The sequence below is a fragment of the Collinsella aerofaciens genome, from assembly GCF_028206795.1.
GTDB lineage: Bacteria > Actinomycetota > Coriobacteriia > Coriobacteriales > Coriobacteriaceae > Collinsella > Collinsella aerofaciens_AX.
On record NZ_JAQLFJ010000001.1, the window covers coordinates 46,357 to 65,554 of the forward strand.

Below are 19,198 nucleotides of genomic sequence, written 5' to 3' on the forward strand. Positions count from 1 at the left end.
TGGCGTTAATTACTTGTCTATCCATCTGTGCTAGACGGTAATTAGTTTTCAGTCCTTTGCTAGAATCATAGGCACATTTGTATTGCATCATGCAATCGCGGAGGTTGCCAATGAAATACGCCGAGCTTGTCGACGGAGAGGCCAAGACAAGCGAGCTCAAGAGCTTTCTTGTGGACGGCGAGAACGTTGCCGTGACCATTCGCATACCTAAAAACATGCGTGATGCGGCGAAGGACGCCGCTGCGCTTTCTGGCATCAGCTTTACCTCGCTGGTAAAGATGAGCCTCATTGAATACCTGACCAAGAAGGAGAAATAGCAGTGGCGGATAGCGACGATCTCATCAAGGCCGTTGGCGCCAATATTCAAGAGAAGGCATCTCTCATTTGGAGTGCCGCCGATACCCTGCGTGGCCCCTACAAGCCTCATGAGTACGGCCTGGTCATCCTTCCTATGACCGTTATCAAACGCTTCCACGACTGCCTTGAGCCCACGCACGATGCCGTTCTCGCCGCAGCTGAGAAATACAAAGCCTTTTCCGTGAAGGACGGCTTTTTGCGCGATGCCTCCGGCTACCCCTTCTACAACACCTCTAAGTTCACCTTCGAGACGCTCAAGGCCGACCCGGAGAACATCGAGGACAACTTCAAGGACTACATCAACGGGTTCTCGGACAATGTGCAGGACATCCTGGCGCGCATGAAGTTCGCCGACCAGATCGAACGCCTCTCCGACCCAGACGCCCCGCTGCTCTACCAGGTCGTCTGCGACTTCTGCAAGCCGCAGGCTGACATGTCTCCCGACAAGATAAGGGCGGTGGACATGGGCTACATCTTCGAGAACCTCATTCAGCGCTTCTCCGAGTCCTACGACGAGGACGCCGGCGCCCACTTCACGAGCCGCGACATCGTGTACCTCATGACCGACCTGCTCATTCAGGCGGACCCGCACGTCTTCGACGGCGACCGCATCACCAAGACGGTCTACGACCAGACCATGGGCACCTCGCAGATGCTCGGCTGCACCGAGGAGCGCCTGCGCCAGCTCGACGCCGAGGCCCGTGTAACCTGCTACGGCCAGGAGTTCAATCCCTTCACTTTCGGCATCGCGAAGGCGAGTGCGCTAATTCGTGGCGAGGACGACGCCAACATGCGCTTCGGAGATACCCTCTCCGCCGACAAGTTCGATGGCTTCAAGTTCGACTACTGCATTTCCAATCCGCCCTTCGGTGACCCGTGGAACCCGCAGGCAGCCGCGGTGGAGAAGGAGTTCAAGACTGCCGGCGGCGGACGCTTCCCGGTCGAGAAGCTCCCGGCAAAGGGCGACGGGCAGATGCTCTTCGTGCTCAACGGCCTGTCGAAGCTCAAGGACGACGGCGTGATGGCGATCATCCAGGACGCCAGCCCGCTCTACAAGGGCAAGCCCGGCAGCGGTGAGGACAGCATCCGACGCTACATGCTGGAGAACGACTGGCTCGACGCCATCGTACAGCTGCCCTGCGACTCGTTCTACAACACCGGCATCGCCACCTACGTTTGGCTCTTCAGCAAGGCGAAGGCACCGGAGCATCGCGACCACGTGCTGCTCATCGACGCCTCCCGGTGCTTCGAGAAGCGCCGCAAGGGCATCGGTGACAAGAAGAACGACATCACCAAGTCCTGCCGCGACCTTATCGTCCAGGCGTACTCCGAGTATCGCAACGGCACTTGGACGGGCGCCGGGTCCAACGGACTGGAGGTCTCCGTTGAGGCGCGCCTGATGGAGACGGTCGAGTTCGGCTTCAACCGCGTTGCCGTGGAGAGCCCCGTCGTCGACGAGGATGGAGATCCCGTCCTTAACAAGCGCGGGAAAATGCAGGCGGACAAGGCCAAGGAGGACACCGAGGACATCCCGCTCACTCAGGACATTGACGCCTATATCGAGCGCGAGGTACGCCCGTATAACAAGTACGCCTGGGTGGACAAGAAGAAGACCAAGGTAGGCTACACCATCCCGTTCACGCGCGTGTTCTACAAGTACGCCGAGCTCGAACCGGCCGATGAGATCGCCAAGCGCATCCTCGAGCACGAGAAGACGCTCGAGAAGAGCCTCGAAGCGCTCTTCGGAGAGGTGCGTTAGCGATGCGGGAGATGAAGGACAGCGGATGCAATTACCTTGGGATGATTCCGTCATCCTGGTCGACAAGTCGCCTGAAAGGCTATTTCAAAGTATCGAGAACAACGGGCAGGCCTGACGCGACGGTCCTGTCACTGTACCGTGATTACGGAATAGTGCCAAAGGACAGTCGAAGCGATAACCATAATGTGACGTCGCTCGATACGAGCAAGTACAAATTCGTTGAGGTTGGAGACTTTGTCGTTAACAAGATGAAAGGTTGGCAAGGCTCTATGGCCTTGTCTGCCTACGAAGGCATAGTCAGTCCCGCTTACCATGTGTTTAAGTTCACCAGCCCTCTGTTGCTGCCGAAGTATGCGCACTATCTGCTGCGCTGTCGTTCTTACGCTGACGAGTGGCACAAACTGTCAACTGGCCTCAGGGTGGGCCAGTGGGATCTTCATGTTGAGGATTTTCTCAACACGCGGATTCCGATTCCTTCGCTCGACGAGCAGCGCCGCATCGCGGACTGTCTGGACGAGGAGTGCGCCGAGATCGGCCGCGCCGTCTTTGCCGCCGAGCGATCCGTTGAGGAGTACAAGGCATATCGCCTATCGGTCATTTCGACAAAGATGCCCACAGGATGCATTACTATCCCCATCAAGTACCTCTGTGACTTGCTCCCTGGATACGCCTTTGAAAGCGGGAAATTCGTTCAAGGGAATGGCGTGCGCCTCCTTCGTGGCATCAATGTCGGCGTTGGAGAGACTCGGTGGGCGGATGCTGCCCATTATCCTGAGGAAGACCTTGACGGTCTTGAAGCCTATGCTCTTGAACCTGGGGACTTGGTTATCGGCCTGGATAGACCTTGGATTAAGGACGGGCTCAGGGCGTCGTTTATCACTGAGTCCGACTTGCCTTGTTATCTTGTGCAGCGCGTTGTTCGCGTTAGGGTGCCGGATAACTTGGAGCCTCGTTATCTTAAATATGGGCTCGATTCCGGAATTCTCGAGCGCTATGTGGCGTCTGGCACTACGGGAATCAGCGTTCCTCATATTAGCCATTTACAGATTGCGAACTGCAAAGTTCCTCTTCCATCTCTCGACGAGCAGCGCCGCATCGCGGACTATCTGGACGAGAAGTGCGGCGAGGTCGATGCCGCCATCGTCACCAAGCAAGCCATCATCGCCGATCTCAAGGCGTACAAGCAGTCGCTCATCTACGAGACCGTCACCGGAAAGCGGGAGGTGTAGCCAATGGGTGATTCCTATCGTCTTCCGGGCATCGTGCTTGAGGCGTCGTCGTCGAAAACGTGGGATGCGGCCGTCTCCGAATGGCACGTGGTGGGATGCCATGACAATGGGGATGCTTCCGGAGATTGCCTTTGTGGACACGAGGGCATTAGGTATGAGTTCACTATCAAGAACTCCGTCAACGGGAACGAGCTTTCGCCAATAGGCTCAACCTGCATCCTGAAGTTCGAAAACGATGAGCTCAAGAACGAGGTTGAGGGCTGGAAGGCAGCGATCAAGCTGCTGGAAGCCCTTGAGGCGAGGAAGCCGGGCACGCAGCTCGACGGCATTAACAGAGAACTGTTCTCCCGACGACTCTATGCCTTCCTTTATGAGAGGGGTGCTTTTCCGCCTAACAGATACAACGGTTACGACGGTTGGAATGACTACGAGTTCATGGTGGATATGTTCAACAAGAGAACGGCACCGACAGAAAGACAGCGCGCGAAGATGTACATGGTGCTAAACAAGAGCATCTTTCCCTGGCTCGTTCTCTTTGGTCGCGAGTTGAGAGAGATGAGGTTGTAGCATGCCTGCGCAGACCAAGGAAAAGAACCTCGAAGAGGATATCGAAGCGTTTCTCTGCTCGCCTGCTGGCGGCTTCCTCAAGTGCGCCGATAAGCATTCGCTCCTCTACGTCGAGGACGGTACCTATCAGATGGTCGGCGGCGGCTACATGGAGCACCGCGACCGCGCGCTCGATGCTGCGACTCTGGTCAACTTTATTCAGACGACGCAGCCCAAGGCTTGGGAGCGCTTCGAGCGCATGTGCAACTCTGATTCCACGGCGAAGTTCGCCAAGGTATTCAACGACGCCGTCGACCGCCTGGGTATGGTCGCGGTGCTCAAACACGGCTTCAAGCACCGAGGAATTCCGTTCAAGGTTGTATTCTTCAAGCCGGAGAGCGGGCTTAACGAAAGCGCCGCCGACCGCTATTCCAAGAACGTCTGCCGCTGCATCCGCCAGTTCCACTTTGCCGAGACAGGTAACCAGACCATCGATATGGTCCTGGACGTGAACGGCATCCCCCTGGTGGGCATAGAGCTCAAGGACCAGTTCACCGGACAGGACGTCGAGAACGCCATGCGCCAGTGGCGCGAGGACCGAGACCCGCGGTGCCGCTGTCTCAAGTTCAACACGCGCATGGTGGCGTTTTTCGCCGTCGACCTCGAGAGCGTCTACATGACTACCAAGCTGGAGGGCGCGAAGACCTTCTTCCTGCCCTTCAACCAGGGTTCCGCCGGGGCGGGAAACGACGGCGGCGCCGGCAACCCCGCAAACCCCGACGGCTATGCCACGAGTCACCTGTGGGAGGTCGCTCTACAGAAGGACAGCCTGCTCGACATCGTCAACAAGTTCCTCCACCTGGAGGTCAAGGAAGAGACAGAGATCGATGCGCGCGGCAACGAGGTGAAGCGCAAGAAGGAGCGCATCATCTTCCCCCGTTACCACCAGCTCGACTCCGTGCGTAAGGTCATCGCTGACGTGCGCGCGAACGGGACGGGCAAGAACTACCTTGTGCAGCATTCGGCGGGGTCGGGCAAGTCGAACAGCATCGCCTGGACGGCCTATCGCCTGGCATCCCTCTTCGTGGATGACACCCCGCTGTTCGACTCCGTGGTCGTCGTCACCGACCGCCGAGTGCTCGACAGCCAGCTGCAGGAGACCATCTCGGGCTTCGACCACGCCATAGGCTCGGTCGTGACCATCGGCAAGGACAAGACCTCGGCCGACCTGCGGGACGCCATCAACGGCGGCGCTCGTCTCATCGTCTCGACCCTGCAGAAGTTCCCCGTGATCTACGAGCAGGTCGAGAGCGAGGGCAAGCGCTTCGCCATCATCGTCGACGAGGCGCACTCATCCCAGACGGGAACGAGCGCGCTCAAGCTCAAGAGCGCCCTTGCCGACAAGCGTGACGCGCTCGAGGAGTACGCCGAGATCGAGGCGGAAGCCGAGGAGGCCGCAGCCGATTGGGAGGACCAGCTCGCCGACGAGCTCGCGAGCCACGGCCGTCACAAGAACCTGACCTTCGTTGCCTTTACCGCCACGCCGAAGGAGCAGACGCTCGAGATGTTCGGCGATGAGTGGCCTGACGGGTCCTTCCACCCGTTCCACGTCTACTCGATGCGCCAGGCGATAGAGGAGGGCTTCATTATGGACCCCCTCGCCAACTACGTGAGCTATTCGGAGGCCGTCGAGCTCGCGCGCACGGTCCCCGACAACCCCGACGTACCGAGCAGCTCCACGCTCAAGCTGCTCCGCAAGTATAAGGAGCTGCATCCCTACGCCCTCGGCCAGAAAGCCGAGATCATCGTGGAGACGTTCCGCAATGTGACACACACCAAAATCCGCGGCAAGGGCAAGATGATGGTGGTCACTGCCTCGCGCCTCGCGACGGTTCGCTACTACCACGAGATCAAGCGCTACATGCAGAAGAAGGGCTACGATGATATCGAGGTGCTGGTGGCGTTCTCGGGTGCCATTAGCGACCCGGCTGACGGTCCCGACGGTCCCGAGTACACCGAGCCGGCCATCAACGTCGGCCACGATGGGCAACGCGTCGCAGAGAGCCAAACGAAGGCCGAGTTCCACAACTATGGGGACGTGCTTGTTGTTGCCGAGAAGTACCAGACGGGCTTCGACGAGCCGCTGCTGCACACGCTGGTGGTGGACAAGAAGCTCAAGGACGTGAAGGCCGTCCAGACGCTCTGCCGCGTCAACCGCATCCACCCGGACAAGGAGGACACCTACATCCTCGACTTCGTGAACAAGCCCGAGGACATCCAGAAGGCTTTCGAACGCTTCTACACCGAGACGTCGCTTTCCGAGCAGATTAACACCGACCTCCTCTATCAGGTGCAGACCGATATTCGCGGCTACGGGCTCTATGACGAGTCTGACATCGAGGCCGCTGCCGAGATAATCTTCACCGATGGCAAGGGTAAATCGCAGAGCAACGTGCAGGGTAAGCTCGCGGCCGTCTTGAAGCCGGCGGTCGCGCGTTATAACGAGTTGGACGACGATGAACGCTATCAGGTTCGTCGCAAGGTGCGTAGCTTCTGCAAGTGGTACACCTACATCACCCAGATCGTGCGCATGTTTGACCGAGACCTGCATAAGGAGTACGTGTATTTAAGCTATCTGCGTCACCTCCTCAAGGTCGAGAAGATCCCCGTCGAGGCTGTGGACGACAAGGTCGAGATGCGCTTCTACAAGCTCAAGCAGGAGTTCGAGGGCAGCATTTCGCTTGAGCCTGGCGGCGGCGTGCTCGATCCCGGTGGCGCGGCCAAGACCGTGACGCCCGACAAGAAGCGCGACCCACTGCAGGTGCTCGTGGATAAGTTCAACGAGCAGTGGGCTGGCAACTTCACCGAGGGAGATCGTGTGGTTATCGACACGCTGTGGAAGCGTATCGCCGAAAACCCGCAGGTCGCCGACACCATCCGTCGCGACGGCAGACAAGTCTTCGAATCAAGCCTGCTGCCCAAGGTGTTCGATGAGGAGGCTCGCCGCGCCTATGTGGAGAACACGGACTCCTTTACCAGCCTCTTTGAGGACAGTGAGAAGTATCGCGCCATGATGAGCGCCATCGGGCAGCTGCTGGTGGAGAAGTTCAAGTAGACGATGAGGACTAAGAGCAAGGTGGGCTTAGCATGGCAAAAAATCAGTCAGATTACTTTCAGGCAAAACATCCGTGGTCTGAGACTAAGGATGATCTTCTGGCATGCTATCTAACGCCTTTTTTCACTAAAGTGTATCGACCTTCACGGAACGGCATTCTTTATATCGATGCTTTTGCTGGTGCGGGTTTATTTGCCGATGGCAGTAAAGGATCTCCCTTGATTGCCCTTTCTAAGTATTTTGCAATTGCAAAGAAAAATCGTTCAAAGACGCCCATCCAGTTCATTCTTAGTGAATCCAACGCGGAATCTAGAAAGCATCTCGAATCGACATTTAACGAAGCAAAGGGAGCTAGCGGCTATATCAAGCCGCCAATTATCGTTTCCAGTTGCGAGGATGCTATAAGACGGGCACAACAAACTAGCGTTTGTGGGGGCGGTAAGCCCTCAACAGTCTTCTATTACATCGATCCATTCGGGGTTAAAGACCTACGACTCGATCTTCTAACTAATTCGCCGAATATGGCTCACACGGAGGCCCTGGTCAACTTCAATAGTTTTGGCTTATTCCGCGTTGCCTGCGCTGCCATGAAAGTGCCACTGTCACTTCCAAATGAAGTTGAACTGCCGGAAGACGACTTTAATGAGCTCACGAAAGCCAGCGTTTGGGTTGAACGTCTGAATGCCTGCATCGGAAGTGGTGACTGGAAAGAAGTGGTCGTTCGTTATAAGGCTGGAAAGATCGACGCTTGGCAGGCCGAACATGCGCTCTCGGAACTCTTTTGCAACAACGCGCGTTCTTACTATAAGTATGTAACGAATATGCCTATCAAAGATATGAGTAAACGCGTTAATGTCGGTGGGCTCGTCAAATATAGAATGATCCATATGACCAATAGCCCAGACGGTTGCGTTCTGATGAACGATAACATGATTAAGCGCAACCTCGACCGGCAATGCAAGCAGTTGGGATTGTTTGCGGTGGATGTTGATGGTCGCAATGTTGAGACTGCCGTAATTGCGGCCAAGGCCAGTGATTTTGTCCAGCATATGCCCGTTCACCAAAACATGAAAATGGGCGATATTGCTGCCACGTTGATTTCCGAGTGCGGAGTCTTTGACAGAAGCAATACTATTTTGAAGACCTATGTGGGCCCAATGATTGAGGAAGGTGTTCTTGAGCGTGCGGTCAAGTTCACTTTGAAAGGAAAGCCAAAAAAGAGCTTTGCGCTCAAAGACGAGGTTTATCGAGCAAGATGAGTGCTTAGGTCGGTCGTATCTTTGGTGTGAGGAAGTTTAGCGAGAAGAGAATTAAAGAACAATGGAACAACTTGGGCACATATATCGAAAAAGTATGCTCTACCGTACAAAAGTTGAATATGGCGATTGGGCGATGAATCATGTGCAAGGCTGTTCGCATGGATGCAATTTTCCATGCTATGCATATTTAATGGCAAAACGTTTTGGGCGTGTCAAAACATACGAGGAATGGCGGCGGCCGAGCCTTGTCGACAACACTTTGGATCTGCTGCGCAAAGAGTTGCCGCGTTATTGTGATGAGATAAAACAGGTTCAACTGTGCTTTACAACCGATCCTTTTATGCTCGGATATCCAGAAGTTGGCAGTATGAGCTTGGGTGCAATTGAGCTCATTAACGAGTACGGTAAGCCGTGCAGCATTCTAACGAAAGGAGAGCTTCCCGTTGAACTTGCGGCGTTGCCTAATGCGGCGTTGAACACCTATGGAATTACCTTGGTGTCACTTGATGAGGACAATCGGAAAAGGATGGAACCCGGTGCAGCGGCATACTCAGTCAGGCTTGCCGCTCTCGAGTCTCTCCATAAGGCTGGCTGTAAGACTTGGGTTAGCATGGAGCCATATCCGACTCCAAATATCTGTGAGCAAGATTTGGATGCGCTGCTGCGCAAAATCTCTTTTGTCGATAAAATTGTTTTTGGTAGGACGCACTATGACAGGCTAACAAGCTCCTACGGCGACTGCGCCCGCTTCTATCGTGATAGTGCAAGGGAAGTTCGTGATTTTTGTTTTGATCACGGCATCGAGTGTCACATTAAAAAGGGGACTGTCAACTAGTGCTGAGCCTGCTGCGGTTTGGTAGTCATGGTATCGGGTTTCACTATGGTCCTGACTGCATTCGTGCAGCTATGTTTTTCAATGCGTCCTTAAGCTAGTTGCAATTTGGGACCATTGAGAGCTGCTATCCACGACCTTATTTGCACACCTCTGTCATCGCTATTTCTCGCATAACATCTTGTACGCCCATTGCTCTGCTTGCCAAGAAGCCGACGCACACGCTTGATCCCACCTTATTTGGGATGCAGGCTTTTACGTCCTCACACGTCAAGCGTTTAGTCACTTTTTATCAACACTCCCTGACCGTACATCGATTGCAATGTCGATGCGGGCAATCATTAATGTGGAGCTTTTGGCAACCAGATTGCGGAAAGCGGGCTCATCGGGATCGGTGAGCCCGCAGACGTTGTGCATGCCGTTGTGGTTGCCTAGTTTGAAGGCTGAGGCTGAATCTGCCGAGGGATGGGTGCGAGGTATTTGATGGCGAGCTAAAGCCTGATGCTGATGATGCCAATGGTGCTGGCGAGAAGAATGAGGGCTATCAACGCAATCACAACTGCCAAAACTGCATACAACCGCTTCATGTTTGCCTCCTGCCGAACTGGAAGAAATGAGTTCAATAACTGCTGGTAGAATTCTACCAGCAGATTACTACTCAATGGTATGAGTGAGGCTTGTTTTGAAACATAGCAAACATGAGAGGGGCATTCAGCCCGAATGTACCTCCGGGCATGATGAGCGTGTGGAAGTGATCCAAAAAGAAGCGGTCGAGGTGAATGACAAGCGGGGCAAGAAGGTTGTCGAGTTTTTCGGAAAGCTATCATTTAAGGTAAAGATTGTTTTTCTCGTGGTTGTGGCGGCTGTCCTCTTTGTCTTTTTTCTCGGCGTCCTTCCTTGGATAACCGATAACCATGAAACTCAGTATCTCACGACATCGGATCTTAAGTCTGCTGTAGATATCGACAGTCTTTCTACGGTTGATTACATCTACCACGGCATCGTCGAGAAGCACGGCAGGTTCCTCTGGATGGATCGCGTGGACTATCGCGTTAAATACGAGGCTCATATTCGTGCATCGTATACGATGAGCGACATCCAGTTTGGCATTGACAAAGAGAATAAGGTCGTTACCGCCTATCTCCCCAAAGCGCAGGTTGGCGAGCCTCAGCTAGACAATAGTAAGTTTGGCTACCTTCCCGAAAACGCAACTGCAGATATGAAAGATGTTCTGTCACTTTGTCGCAAAGATGCCGCAGATGAAGTCGATAAAAAGGAGATTAAAAAACAGGCGGACACGAGCTTGCGGGATACCGTGAAGGCGCTGACGCTCCCGCTTATTGACGGTGAGTACGAGCTCAAATTCAAGCCGTTGGCTGAGTACAAAGAGGGGGCTGATTCTAATGCGTAGGCCGTGGCTGGTTTGTTTTGTCCTCGTGGCGACGCTGTCGTTTACCGGGCTTTCGGGTTGCGCAAAAAAAGACGAGGAGCCCGATTTCTCTGGCTATACGAAGATTGCCGAGCTTGCTACCGTTGAGTGCAGATTTCATAATGTCGCGGAAATCTACAACGACGGCACCAATATGCTCTTTGGGATAAACGTGGGATATAAAAAGGCGTGGTTCGAGTATGACGGGACGGTGCAGCTGGGCGTTGATGTCGCTAAGGTAAATGTCAGTAATCCGGATGAGAACAACGTCGTGACCATCACAGTTCCTGACGCAGAGGTTCTCGGCCAGCCCCAAGCCGACGAGAGCACCTTTTCTGATATCTACAGCGATACCGGGTTGCTAACTCCTATTACGACAGTTGACCAGTCTGCTGCGCTTGAAGAAGCCCAAAACGAAATGATAAAAAGTGCCGAGGGCAATTCAGCATTGATGAGCAGCGCCCGTGAAAGAGCTAAAACTCTCTTGAGCCAGTACGTCACAAAGATTGGTGATCGGACGGGCAAAAAGTACGAAGTTCAGTTTAAGGATGCTGAATAGACCGACTTACAATTGCCTTGCTTGAGAGCGGCTTCGGATATGAAGGGCCTCCCATTTCTGGTTGTGTTAGAGATGGGAGGCCTCTTTTTGTATTCAACATCTCTTTACTGCTGCGTATCTAGCCGCGGCATCAATGAACTTCGCTAGCGCTTTCGGACTGTCAAAGGCATATACAAGTGCCAGTCTTTTGACATCGTGTGATTTGAGGCGCGGCATGCAACGAGTGCACGCCGCTATGGCACCGCCTGCGTTCGTCTACGCCCCCCGCAATCCCTCGCGCTGCACTCAGCAGCTCGTACTCCCTCTCGCTCCACTGGCGCAGCCCGGCAGCCTCGACGGCGTCGCGGCACAGGTCCAGGAATACCTCGGCTCTCTCGTAGAAGCACTCGCGGGCAAAGGCGCCGGATCCGTCCGCAACGCACGTGCCGTCGGCAAAGAGCTTCCAGCCAGACGGCTCGCGAGAGTCGTCTCCAAGCAGCTTGATCTGCAGCACGTGCGGATTGCCGGCAGCGCAGAGCTCTTCCTCGAGCTTCTGTACTGTGAAGCGCATCTGGTGGGAGAGGCTGCTCTTGACCATGGCCGAGGCGTAGCCATTTGGCTTATCCAGAAGATGCATTTGTTTTGGCTTGACGATCAGGTTGTGGAAATTGCGCTCGCTGCGCACGGAGAAATTGTCCATACGGACTCCTTTCATCGATGTTGGCAGGGCCACCGTGCCTCTTGGCCGGTTGGCGTCGGGATCGTGGAGCCAACTCTCTACCCCGACTCTGGATAAAACGCGCCCGCTCTTTGCGGGCACGATGGAGTCTATCAGCGAGCGCGGACACAAATCAAGCGCGCTTGCGAAATGACGCGCGGATGGCGTTGGTTTCCCAAGTGATTATTCGGCTTTCATCCGAAAAAGTGTCGAAATCAGTCGTGTAAAAGTACGGAAAAGTGTCGAAATCGGCACCTCAAAATTAAGGAAAAGTGTCAAATTCGATAGGCAAATTATCCGGAAAAGTGTAGCTGGATGACAAAACAGCACTTAGAAGCCGGTGCTGGATGCGGAATCCTGTGGCCGCCTTAACCCCCGCTACTCGTCCCCGTCGTTGGGGTCGCCCTTGAGGGTGTTGATGTCCAGGTGCTGATTGTCGTTCTCTTTTTGCTGCGTTGCCGATTCGGACGCGGTGGGGCCGCGGAACAGCTGGAATCCCTCAAACGCAATGACGCCGAGCAGGGCAATGACAATGGCGATAAAGGCAACCTTGACTGCCTGCGGAAATTCCGAGAAACGCAGCGCCTTTTCCTCGGCGTAATAATCGGCAAAGCGCTCTTCGCCCGTGCTTTTGGTATACGCCGGCGCGGACGCGGCCTCCGGGTCATATTCCGGTGCAGGCGTGGCAGCGTACGGATCGTTGAGATAATCGCTCGATGCAGTGCCATAATCCTCGGTCTCGATGCGACCGGTGCCAGTATAGCTATCGGAATAATCGGAATATGCCGCACTGCCCTCATAGTCCGCGGCGCTCGTGTTGGCGGCAAAAAGCGGGTTAACTGGAACATCGAGCGCCGGCATGCCGGTAGAGGTTTCATCCAGATCGGCTGCAGCCCAGGAATCGTGGACAACCTGACGGACAACGGGCTCATCGAGCCTTGTGACCGGAGGCTTGCGTGCCGCAGGAACGGGCAACTGCTGGGCGTTGTACATAACGGTGCTGTCGGCCGATTTGCCCTGCGTCGCTGCAGCGAGAAATGCCGCCGTCTCGGACGGGTCGCTTGCGGGGCGGGGAGCGGTCGTGGGCGCCGAAGTGGGTGCGGGTGTAGGCGCGGGCGTCGAAACAGGCGACTGCGCAGGAGTCGGCGCAGATGCGGGCTTGGGCGCAAGTGCGGGATTGGGGCTTGACGGGCGAGCCCCGCCACCCATGAGTTCGTCGGCGGTCCACGGGCGATCATCCATCACGTCGTCAAGGCTCAGCGAAAACAGGTCGTCTTCGCCCTCATCGAACATGCGGTGCACATGTCCACCAATTGCCGGAATCAATCCGCGACCGGTGCATGATGCCTTGCTCAACGCCATTCTGTTCCACCCTTTCGAAATGCTAATGACATCGATTATATGGAACTTCCCAAGCGGCTCGGTCTTGGATTCGAGCTTTCCAGAACTCGCGCCCAAAAGGGGAGGGGCAATCTAGGCGAGTGCCTACTTGTCGTCGGCCGCCGCCTTGGCCTCATTGAGGTAGCTATAGAAGCTGTACTTGGAGATGCCAAAGAACTCGCAGGCGCGCTCGCTCGACTTGGAAATGAGGAAGGCGCCGCGACGGTCGAGGTAGCCAATGGCGCGAATGCGCTCATCTTTGGTCATGAGCGCCGCGGGCTTGCCCACAAACTGCTCGCACTCGTGCAGCAGGTCCTCGAGCAGGTCGCCGATGTTCTTGGTAATGGGCTCGGGCTCGGTGTAGCCCGTGCCGCCGGTGCCGGTAAAGGCGTCGAGCGAACGCTCAAAAGCCTTCATAAGCGTAATGTCAAAGATGATGCCCAAAATGCCGACGGGCTTGCCCTCGTCGTTGCGGATAAAGATCGTCGACGATTTGAGCAGCTTGCCATCGGCGGTTTTGGTGAGGTACGGCTCGCGGTCGTGCACGTCGGCGGTGCCCTCGTGCATAGATTCAAGCACAATATGGCTGGGGCCGTCACCCAGTTTGCGCCCGCTGACGTGGCCGTTTTCGATCACTACGATGGAGCGGCCCACGTCCTCGGTCTCCAGGTCGTGGACGACGACTTCGCAGTTGGGGCCAAATTGGAGCGCCAGGCCGTGTGCAAGGCGCTTGTAGAACTCAATCTGTGCGGGGGTCATGGGTGCCTTCCTAAAAATTAGTTTGGGCTCACTGTGCCATAAACCCCACTTGTTCGCAAATAACGAAAGCGTCGCCGTGTTATGTGACCGTTCGGCGGCGAAAAGGTACCGATTACGGCAACAAACAATTTGTTAGGTTTTCCAATCAAAAAGTGTGATAGAACAGTGCTAACAAACTTATTGTTTGGCATCCACATAAAAGTTCAGCCGTGTGAATGGGATCAGGCTGAAACGCGTATGCGGGGGCCGGCAAGAGAGAACTTAAGGAGTTCGCCGTATGGCCGATAAGATCCAGTGGGCGGGCAACACGATGCCCAAGAGCGATGACAAGCACTTGGGAATCATGAGCCTCGACCACGTGAAGAAGGCCCGCGCCTTCCACCAGTCGTTCCCCCAGTACACCGTCACTCCGCTTGCCCGCCTGGATGGCCAGGCCGCGCGCCTGGGCCTGTCCAACCTGTGCGTTAAGGACGAGAGCTATCGCTTTGGCCTCAACGCCTTTAAGGTCCTGGGCGGTTCGTTTGCCATGGCCAACTACATTGCCGACGAGACCGGCAAGGACGTTGCCGAGTGCACCTTCGATTACCTGACCTCCGATCAGCTTGCCAAGGACTTTGGCCAGGCCACCTTCTTTACCGCCACCGACGGCAACCATGGCCGCGGCGTGGCATGGGCTGCCAACAAGCTGGGCCAGAAGGCCGTCGTGCACATGCCCAAGGGTTCCACCAAGCCCCGCTTCGATAACATCGCCGCCGAGGGCGCCACGGTGACCATCGAAGAGGTCAACTACGACGAGTGCGTGCGCATGGCCGCCGCCGAGGCTGACGCCTGCGAGCGCGGCGTCATCGTTCAGGACACCGCCTGGGAGGGCTACGAGAAGATCCCGTCTTGGATCATGGAGGGCTACGGCACCATGGCTTCCGAGGCTGCCGAGCAGCTGCGCGAGATGGCCATCAACCGCCCGACGCACGTGTTTGTCCAGGCTGGCGTGGGTTCGCTCGCTGGCGCCGTGGTGGGCTACTTCACCAACCTGTATCCCGATAACCCGCCCACCTTTGTCGTGGTCGAGTGCGCTCCTGCCGCCTGCCTGTACAAGGGCGCTGCCGCCGGCGACGGAGATCCGCGCATCGTAGACGGTGACATGCCCTCCATCATGGCCGGCCTGTGCTGCGGCGAGCCCAACATCTTGGGCTGGGATATCCTGCGCAACCACACCACCGCCTTCGTGTCCTGCCCCGACTGGGTCACCGCTCGCGGCATGCGCACCCTGGGCGCTCCCGAGAAGGGCGACCCGCGCGTCATCTCCGGCGAGTCCGGCGCAGTGACCACCGGTCTGGTCGAGACCCTCATGCTCGACCCCGAGTACGCCGAGCTCAAGGAGCTCATCGGCCTGGACAAGACGAGCTCCGTGCTCTGCTTCTCCACGGAAGGTGACACGGACCCCGACCAGTATCGCCGCATCGTCTGGGAGGGCGAATACCCCACTTGCTAATCGTTGGGCGGCGCAACGCGCCGCGCCAAATTTCTATTAGACCCTCTATGTCCTGCAGATGCATGAACCCGGGAGGCGGAGGAATACCTATTTGCTCCGTCGCGAGTTCCGCACGCAAAGGAAAGCACTTAATGTGCTTTCCGTCTTGCGCAGGACTGTTCGAGCAGCGGAGTAAATAGGTATTCCTCCGCCAACTCCTAGGTAGACTCCTTCGAATGAAAGGTTGACTGTTATGACTAAAGAACTCGATTTCGACGCTATCAAGGCTGCGGCTGAGTCTCATCGTGCTGATATGACCCGCTTCCTGCGCGCCATGATCTCGCACCCCTCTGAGTCTTGCGAGGAGGGTGAGGTTGTCGCTTGCATCAAGGCCGAGATGGAGAGCCTTGGCTATGACGAGGTCAAGGTCGACGGCCTGGGCAACGTCATGGGCTTTATGGGCGAGGGCGACAAGATCATCGCCATCGACTCCCACATCGACACCGTTGGTATCGGCAACATCGAGAACTGGGACGCCGATCCCTATGAGGGCTACGAGACCGACGAGATCATCTACGGCCGCGGCGGCTCCGACCAGGAGGGTGGCATGGCTTCTGCTACCTACGCTGCCAAGATGATGAAGGACATGGGCCTCATCCCCGAGGGCTACAAGATCATGGTCGTCGGCACCGTCCAGGAAGAGGACTGCGACGGCATGTGCTGGCAGTACATCTACAACAAGGACGGCATTAAGCCCGAGTTCGTCATTTCCACCGAGCCCACCGACGGCGGCATCTATCGCGGTCACCGCGGCCGCATGGAGATCCGCGTCGACGTTCACGGCACCTCCTGCCACGGCTCCGCTCCCGACCGCGGCGACAACGCCATCTACAAGATGGCCGACATCATCGCCGACGTCCGCGCTCTCAACAACAACGGCTGCGACGAGTCGACCGACATCAAGGGCCTCGTCAAGATGCTCGATCCCAAGTACAACCCCGAGCACTTCGAGGACGCCCGCTTCCTGGGCCGCGGCACCTGCACCGTCAGCCAGATCTTCTACACCAGCCCCAGCCGCTGCGCTGTCGCTGACTCTTGTGCCATCTCCATCGACCGTCGCATGACCGCCGGCGAGACCTGGGAGTCCTGCCTGGACGAGATCCGTAACCTGCCGGCCGCCAAGAAGTACGGCGACGACGTGAAGGTCTCCATGTACATGTACGACCGTCCGTCCTGGACCGGCGAGGTCTACGAGACCGAGGCTTACTTCCCCACGTGGATCAACAAGGAGACCGCTCCGCACGTCAAGGCCCTCGTCGACGCCCACAAGGCCATGTTCGGTGACGAGCGCATCGGCTGCGAGCCCAGCATGGACAAGCGCACCGGTCGCCCGCTGTGCGACAAGTGGACCTTCTCCACGAACTGCGTTTCCATCCAGGGCCGCTATGGCATCCCCTGCGTCGGCTTCGGCCCGGGTGCCGAGTCTCAGGCTCACGCTCCCAACGAGGTCACCTACAAGGACGACCTGGTCACCGCTGCCGCCATGTATGTGGCTGCCCTGAACCTCTACGATCCGAGCCAGGCCGATGGCGACGCCACCGTGTTCCGCGCCGGTCTGACCAACAACAAGATCGATTAGTCCCATTCCTCGATCTTGTTGAGCCGGGGACAGCTCGTGTCCCCGGCACCCCCTGTTGACTTGGGGCCCGCGGTCGTTATCTCCCATGCTTCCTCAACGGTAGCGGGTCCTCGTCATAGTGCTCTGCATGTTCTAGCCGCACGCGCATGCCGGAGCACATCTACTCATTGCAATCGTTTCATCGTTGGAAAGGATATTTACATGGACGCCAAGTTTACCGAGCTCGTCGAGCAGCTGAACGGCCTCGATTTTAAGGGCATGTACGGCAGCGACTTCCTGCACACCTGGGATAAGACCACCGATGAGCTCAAGGCGCTCTACATCGTCGCCGACGCCCTGCGCGAGCTGCGCGAGAACAACGTTTCGTCCAAGATCTTCGATTCGGGTCTGGCCGTCTCCCTGTTCCGTGACAACTCCACCCGTACGCGCTTCTCCTTCTCTAAGGCCGCCAACCTGCTCGGCCTTGAGCTGCAGGATCTGGACGAGAAGAAGTCCCAGATCGCCCACGGCGAGACCGTCCGCGAGACCGCTACCATGATCTCCTTCATGGCCGACGTCATCGGCATCCGCGACGACATGTACATCGGCAAGGGCGACGCCTACATGGCCGAGGTCTCCGAGTCTGTCCAGCAGGCCTACGAGGACGGCGTTCTGGATCACCGTCCCACGCTCATCTCCCTGCAGTCCGACTCCGATCACCCCACGCAGTCCTCTGCCGACATGCTCTACCTCATCAACGAGTTTGGCGGTCTTGAGAACCTCAAGGGCAAGAAGGTTGCCGTCACCTGGGCCTATTCGCCCTCTTACGGCAAGCCGCTGTCCTGCCCGCAGTCGCTGATCAGCCTGCTGCCCCGCTTTGGCATGGACGTCACCCTGGCCCACCCCGAGGGCTACGACCTCATGCCCGAGGTCGTCGAGCGCGCCAAGGGCTATGCCGCCGAGTCCGGCACCACCTTTAAGCAGGTCAACACCATGGCCGAGGCCTTCGAGGGCGCCGACATCGTGATCCCGAAGAGCTGGGCTCCGTTTGCCGCCATGGAGAAGCGTACCAACCTGTACGCGGAGGGCGACGACGCCGGCATCGCAGCGCTCGAGAAGGAGCTGCTCGCTCAGAACGCCACCCATCAGGACTGGTGTTCCACGACCGAGCTCATGGAGAAGACCGCCAACGGCCAGGACACCATCTTTATGCACCCGCTGCCCGCCGACATCTCCGGTGTCTCCTGCGAGCACGGCGAGGTCAACGCCGACGTCTTTGACATGCACCGCGTGGGCATGTACAAGGAGGCCAGCTACAAGCCGTACGCCATCGCAGCCATGATGTTCCTGCAGAAGGTTGCCGATCCCGCCGCTACCCTTAAGGCCCTCGACGAGCGCAACACCGCCCGTTGGTTCCAGGCCTAAAGCTGGGCTGAGGTAAGCCATGTAAAGGGGGCGCTCTGCCAACCGGCGGGGTGCCCCTTTTTGCATCGTGGGCGTGCGGGATAAGCTCTTTCGATGTAGATGCCCCGCGACGAGAGTTATGGGTACGATGGTTTCAGGGGAGGTATCGCCATGAAACTTGGTTGCGTCATTATGGCTTCGGGCGAGGGCAAGCGGTTTGGCTCTAACAAGATGCTTGCCGATATCTATGGCAAGCCGCTGATTGCCCGGACCATCGATTCGGTTCCCCGGGGCTTTGACGTCGTGGTTTCGACGCGTTGGCCCGAGGTCGCCCAGATTTGCGAGGACAAGCATTGCTCGTGTGTGCTGCACGATGGCAAGCTCAGAAGCGAAAGCGTCCGTGCGGGCCTTTCGTGGGGGGCGAGCCGCGGCTGGAAGGGTTGCCTCTTTTTGCCGGGCGACCAGCCGCTCGTGAGTTCGGATTCTTTTGAGGCCATGGTTCGCGCGTTTGATGAGCGTGGCCGCAAGTATCCGGTGCGTCTTGCGTGCAACGGTGAGCCTTCGAGCCCGGTGCTCTTTCCGGCGGAACTGTTCGATGCACTTATGTGTCTTGAGGGTAAGGACGGCGGCGGTTCGATCCTCAAGGACCGTACCGACGTGGTGCTGGTCGAGGCGCGTGCCTACGAGCTGTGGGACGTCGATACCGTCAAGGGACAGCGACGCATAACGGAGCATATCGCCGCCTGCTCGTATTTTGATCGCGTGGCCAACTGCATCAATTAAT

16 protein-coding genes and 1 riboswitch are annotated in these 19,198 nt (G+C 57.0%); of the genes, 13 read left to right on the top strand and 3 right to left on the bottom strand.

Annotation, left to right across the window (positions count from 1 at the left end):
* Positions 1-110: 110 nt before the first annotated feature.
* From PMX70_RS00225 to PMX70_RS00265, 9 genes are all read left to right on the top strand, one after another.
* Positions 111-317 carry a hypothetical protein gene (locus tag PMX70_RS00225; RefSeq protein ID WP_117773406.1) on the top strand — a complete coding sequence of 69 codons (207 nt, stop codon included), beginning with the start codon at positions 111-113 and terminating at the stop codon, positions 315-317.
* A 2-nt stretch (positions 318-319) separates the two neighbouring features.
* Positions 320-2,116, top strand: coding sequence for a type I restriction-modification system subunit M (locus PMX70_RS00230; protein WP_117773404.1), 1,797 nt, complete (start codon positions 320-322; stop codon positions 2,114-2,116).
* 2 nt (positions 2,117-2,118) lie between these two features.
* Positions 2,119-3,345 carry a restriction endonuclease subunit S gene (locus tag PMX70_RS00235; RefSeq protein WP_117773402.1) on the top strand — a complete coding sequence of 409 codons (1,227 nt, stop codon included), beginning with the start codon at positions 2,119-2,121 and terminating at the stop codon, positions 3,343-3,345.
* Positions 3,346-3,348: 3 nt separating this feature from the next.
* Complete coding sequence (locus PMX70_RS00240; protein WP_271742463.1) at positions 3,349-3,912, top strand: hypothetical protein; 564 nt, start codon at positions 3,349-3,351, stop codon at positions 3,910-3,912.
* 1 nt (position 3,913) lies between these two features.
* Entirely contained in the window at positions 3,914-7,006 is a 3,093-nt protein-coding gene (locus PMX70_RS00245) for a type I restriction endonuclease subunit R (protein ID WP_271742464.1), read from the top strand.
* A 32-nt stretch (positions 7,007-7,038) separates the two neighbouring features.
* The gene (tcmP, locus tag PMX70_RS00250; protein ID WP_117773397.1) at positions 7,039-8,265 is read left to right on the top strand and encodes a three-Cys-motif partner protein TcmP; all 1,227 of its coding nucleotides are present in this window, start codon (positions 7,039-7,041) and stop codon (positions 8,263-8,265) included.
* 61 nt (positions 8,266-8,326) lie between these two features.
* Entirely contained in the window at positions 8,327-9,100 is a 774-nt protein-coding gene (locus PMX70_RS00255; protein WP_117773395.1) for a radical SAM protein, read from the top strand.
* A gap of 679 nt (positions 9,101-9,779) precedes the next feature.
* A complete protein-coding gene (locus PMX70_RS00260) occupies positions 9,780-10,508 on the top strand; it encodes a DUF4230 domain-containing protein (protein ID WP_117773495.1) in 729 nt (242 codons plus the stop codon).
* The gene (locus PMX70_RS00265) at positions 10,501-11,085 is read left to right on the top strand and encodes a DUF4230 domain-containing protein (protein ID WP_117773393.1); all 585 of its coding nucleotides are present in this window, start codon (positions 10,501-10,503) and stop codon (positions 11,083-11,085) included. The genes PMX70_RS00260 and PMX70_RS00265 overlap by 8 nt, the downstream gene beginning before the upstream one ends.
* Before the next feature lie 160 nt (positions 11,086-11,245).
* Here the strand turns inward: PMX70_RS00265 and PMX70_RS00270 are convergent, their stop codons facing one another.
* From PMX70_RS00270 to PMX70_RS00280, 3 genes are all read right to left on the bottom strand, one after another.
* Positions 11,246-11,764, bottom strand: a complete 519-nt coding sequence (locus PMX70_RS00270; RefSeq protein ID WP_117773391.1) for a hypothetical protein — start codon at positions 11,762-11,764, stop codon at positions 11,246-11,248.
* An 8-nt stretch (positions 11,765-11,772) separates the two neighbouring features.
* Positions 11,773-11,863, bottom strand: a riboswitch (SAM riboswitch).
* 297 nt (positions 11,864-12,160) lie between these two features.
* Entirely contained in the window at positions 12,161-13,144 is a 984-nt protein-coding gene (locus PMX70_RS00275; RefSeq protein ID WP_117773389.1) for a hypothetical protein, read from the bottom strand.
* A gap of 123 nt (positions 13,145-13,267) precedes the next feature.
* On the bottom strand, positions 13,268-13,921 hold the full coding sequence (locus tag PMX70_RS00280) for a helix-turn-helix transcriptional regulator (protein WP_271742465.1): 654 nt from the start codon (positions 13,919-13,921) through the stop codon (positions 13,268-13,270).
* A gap of 277 nt (positions 13,922-14,198) precedes the next feature.
* Here PMX70_RS00280 and dpaL point away from each other — a divergent pair, with 277 nt between their 5' ends.
* The 4 genes from dpaL to PMX70_RS00300 all read left to right on the top strand — a co-directional run bounded on the left by dpaL (position 14,199) and on the right by PMX70_RS00300 (position 19,197).
* A complete protein-coding gene (gene dpaL / locus PMX70_RS00285; protein ID WP_055252227.1) occupies positions 14,199-15,413 on the top strand; it encodes a diaminopropionate ammonia-lyase in 1,215 nt (404 codons plus the stop codon).
* A 232-nt stretch (positions 15,414-15,645) separates the two neighbouring features.
* On the top strand, positions 15,646-17,031 hold the full coding sequence (locus PMX70_RS00290; protein ID WP_099432046.1) for a YgeY family selenium metabolism-linked hydrolase: 1,386 nt from the start codon (positions 15,646-15,648) through the stop codon (positions 17,029-17,031).
* Between the two features lie 201 nt (positions 17,032-17,232).
* Entirely contained in the window at positions 17,233-18,435 is a 1,203-nt protein-coding gene (ygeW, locus tag PMX70_RS00295; RefSeq protein WP_055252229.1) for a knotted carbamoyltransferase YgeW, read from the top strand.
* 150 nt (positions 18,436-18,585) lie between these two features.
* Positions 18,586-19,197, top strand: coding sequence for a nucleotidyltransferase family protein (locus PMX70_RS00300; RefSeq protein WP_271742466.1), 612 nt, complete (start codon positions 18,586-18,588; stop codon positions 19,195-19,197).
* Position 19,198: the final 1 nt, after the last annotated feature.

What these genes read in the sequence shown, in the direction of transcription:
- PMX70_RS00265 (WP_117773393.1), top strand. Translation starts at nt 10,501, where the DNA reads ATGCGTAGGCCGTGGCTGGTTTGTTTTGTCCTCGTGGCGACGCTGTCG.
- PMX70_RS00255 (WP_117773395.1), top strand. Translation starts at nt 8,327, where the DNA reads ATGGAACAACTTGGGCACATATATCGAAAAAGTATGCTCTACCGTACA.
- ygeW (WP_055252229.1), top strand. Translation starts at nt 17,233, where the DNA reads ATGGACGCCAAGTTTACCGAGCTCGTCGAGCAGCTGAACGGCCTCGAT.
- PMX70_RS00240 (WP_271742463.1), top strand. Translation starts at nt 3,349, where the DNA reads ATGGGTGATTCCTATCGTCTTCCGGGCATCGTGCTTGAGGCGTCGTCG.
- PMX70_RS00270 (WP_117773391.1), bottom strand. Translation starts at nt 11,764, where the DNA reads ATGGACAATTTCTCCGTGCGCAGCGAGCGCAATTTCCACAACCTGATC.
- tcmP (WP_117773397.1), top strand. Translation starts at nt 7,039, where the DNA reads ATGGCAAAAAATCAGTCAGATTACTTTCAGGCAAAACATCCGTGGTCT.
- dpaL (WP_055252227.1), top strand. Translation starts at nt 14,199, where the DNA reads ATGGCCGATAAGATCCAGTGGGCGGGCAACACGATGCCCAAGAGCGAT.
- PMX70_RS00235 (WP_117773402.1), top strand. Translation starts at nt 2,119, where the DNA reads ATGCGGGAGATGAAGGACAGCGGATGCAATTACCTTGGGATGATTCCG.
- PMX70_RS00275 (WP_117773389.1), bottom strand. Translation starts at nt 13,144, where the DNA reads ATGGCGTTGAGCAAGGCATCATGCACCGGTCGCGGATTGATTCCGGCA.
- PMX70_RS00245 (WP_271742464.1), top strand. Translation starts at nt 3,914, where the DNA reads ATGCCTGCGCAGACCAAGGAAAAGAACCTCGAAGAGGATATCGAAGCG.
- PMX70_RS00280 (WP_271742465.1), bottom strand. Translation starts at nt 13,921, where the DNA reads ATGACCCCCGCACAGATTGAGTTCTACAAGCGCCTTGCACACGGCCTG.
- PMX70_RS00290 (WP_099432046.1), top strand. Translation starts at nt 15,646, where the DNA reads ATGACTAAAGAACTCGATTTCGACGCTATCAAGGCTGCGGCTGAGTCT.
- PMX70_RS00300 (WP_271742466.1), top strand. Translation starts at nt 18,586, where the DNA reads ATGAAACTTGGTTGCGTCATTATGGCTTCGGGCGAGGGCAAGCGGTTT.
- PMX70_RS00225 (WP_117773406.1), top strand. Translation starts at nt 111, where the DNA reads ATGAAATACGCCGAGCTTGTCGACGGAGAGGCCAAGACAAGCGAGCTC.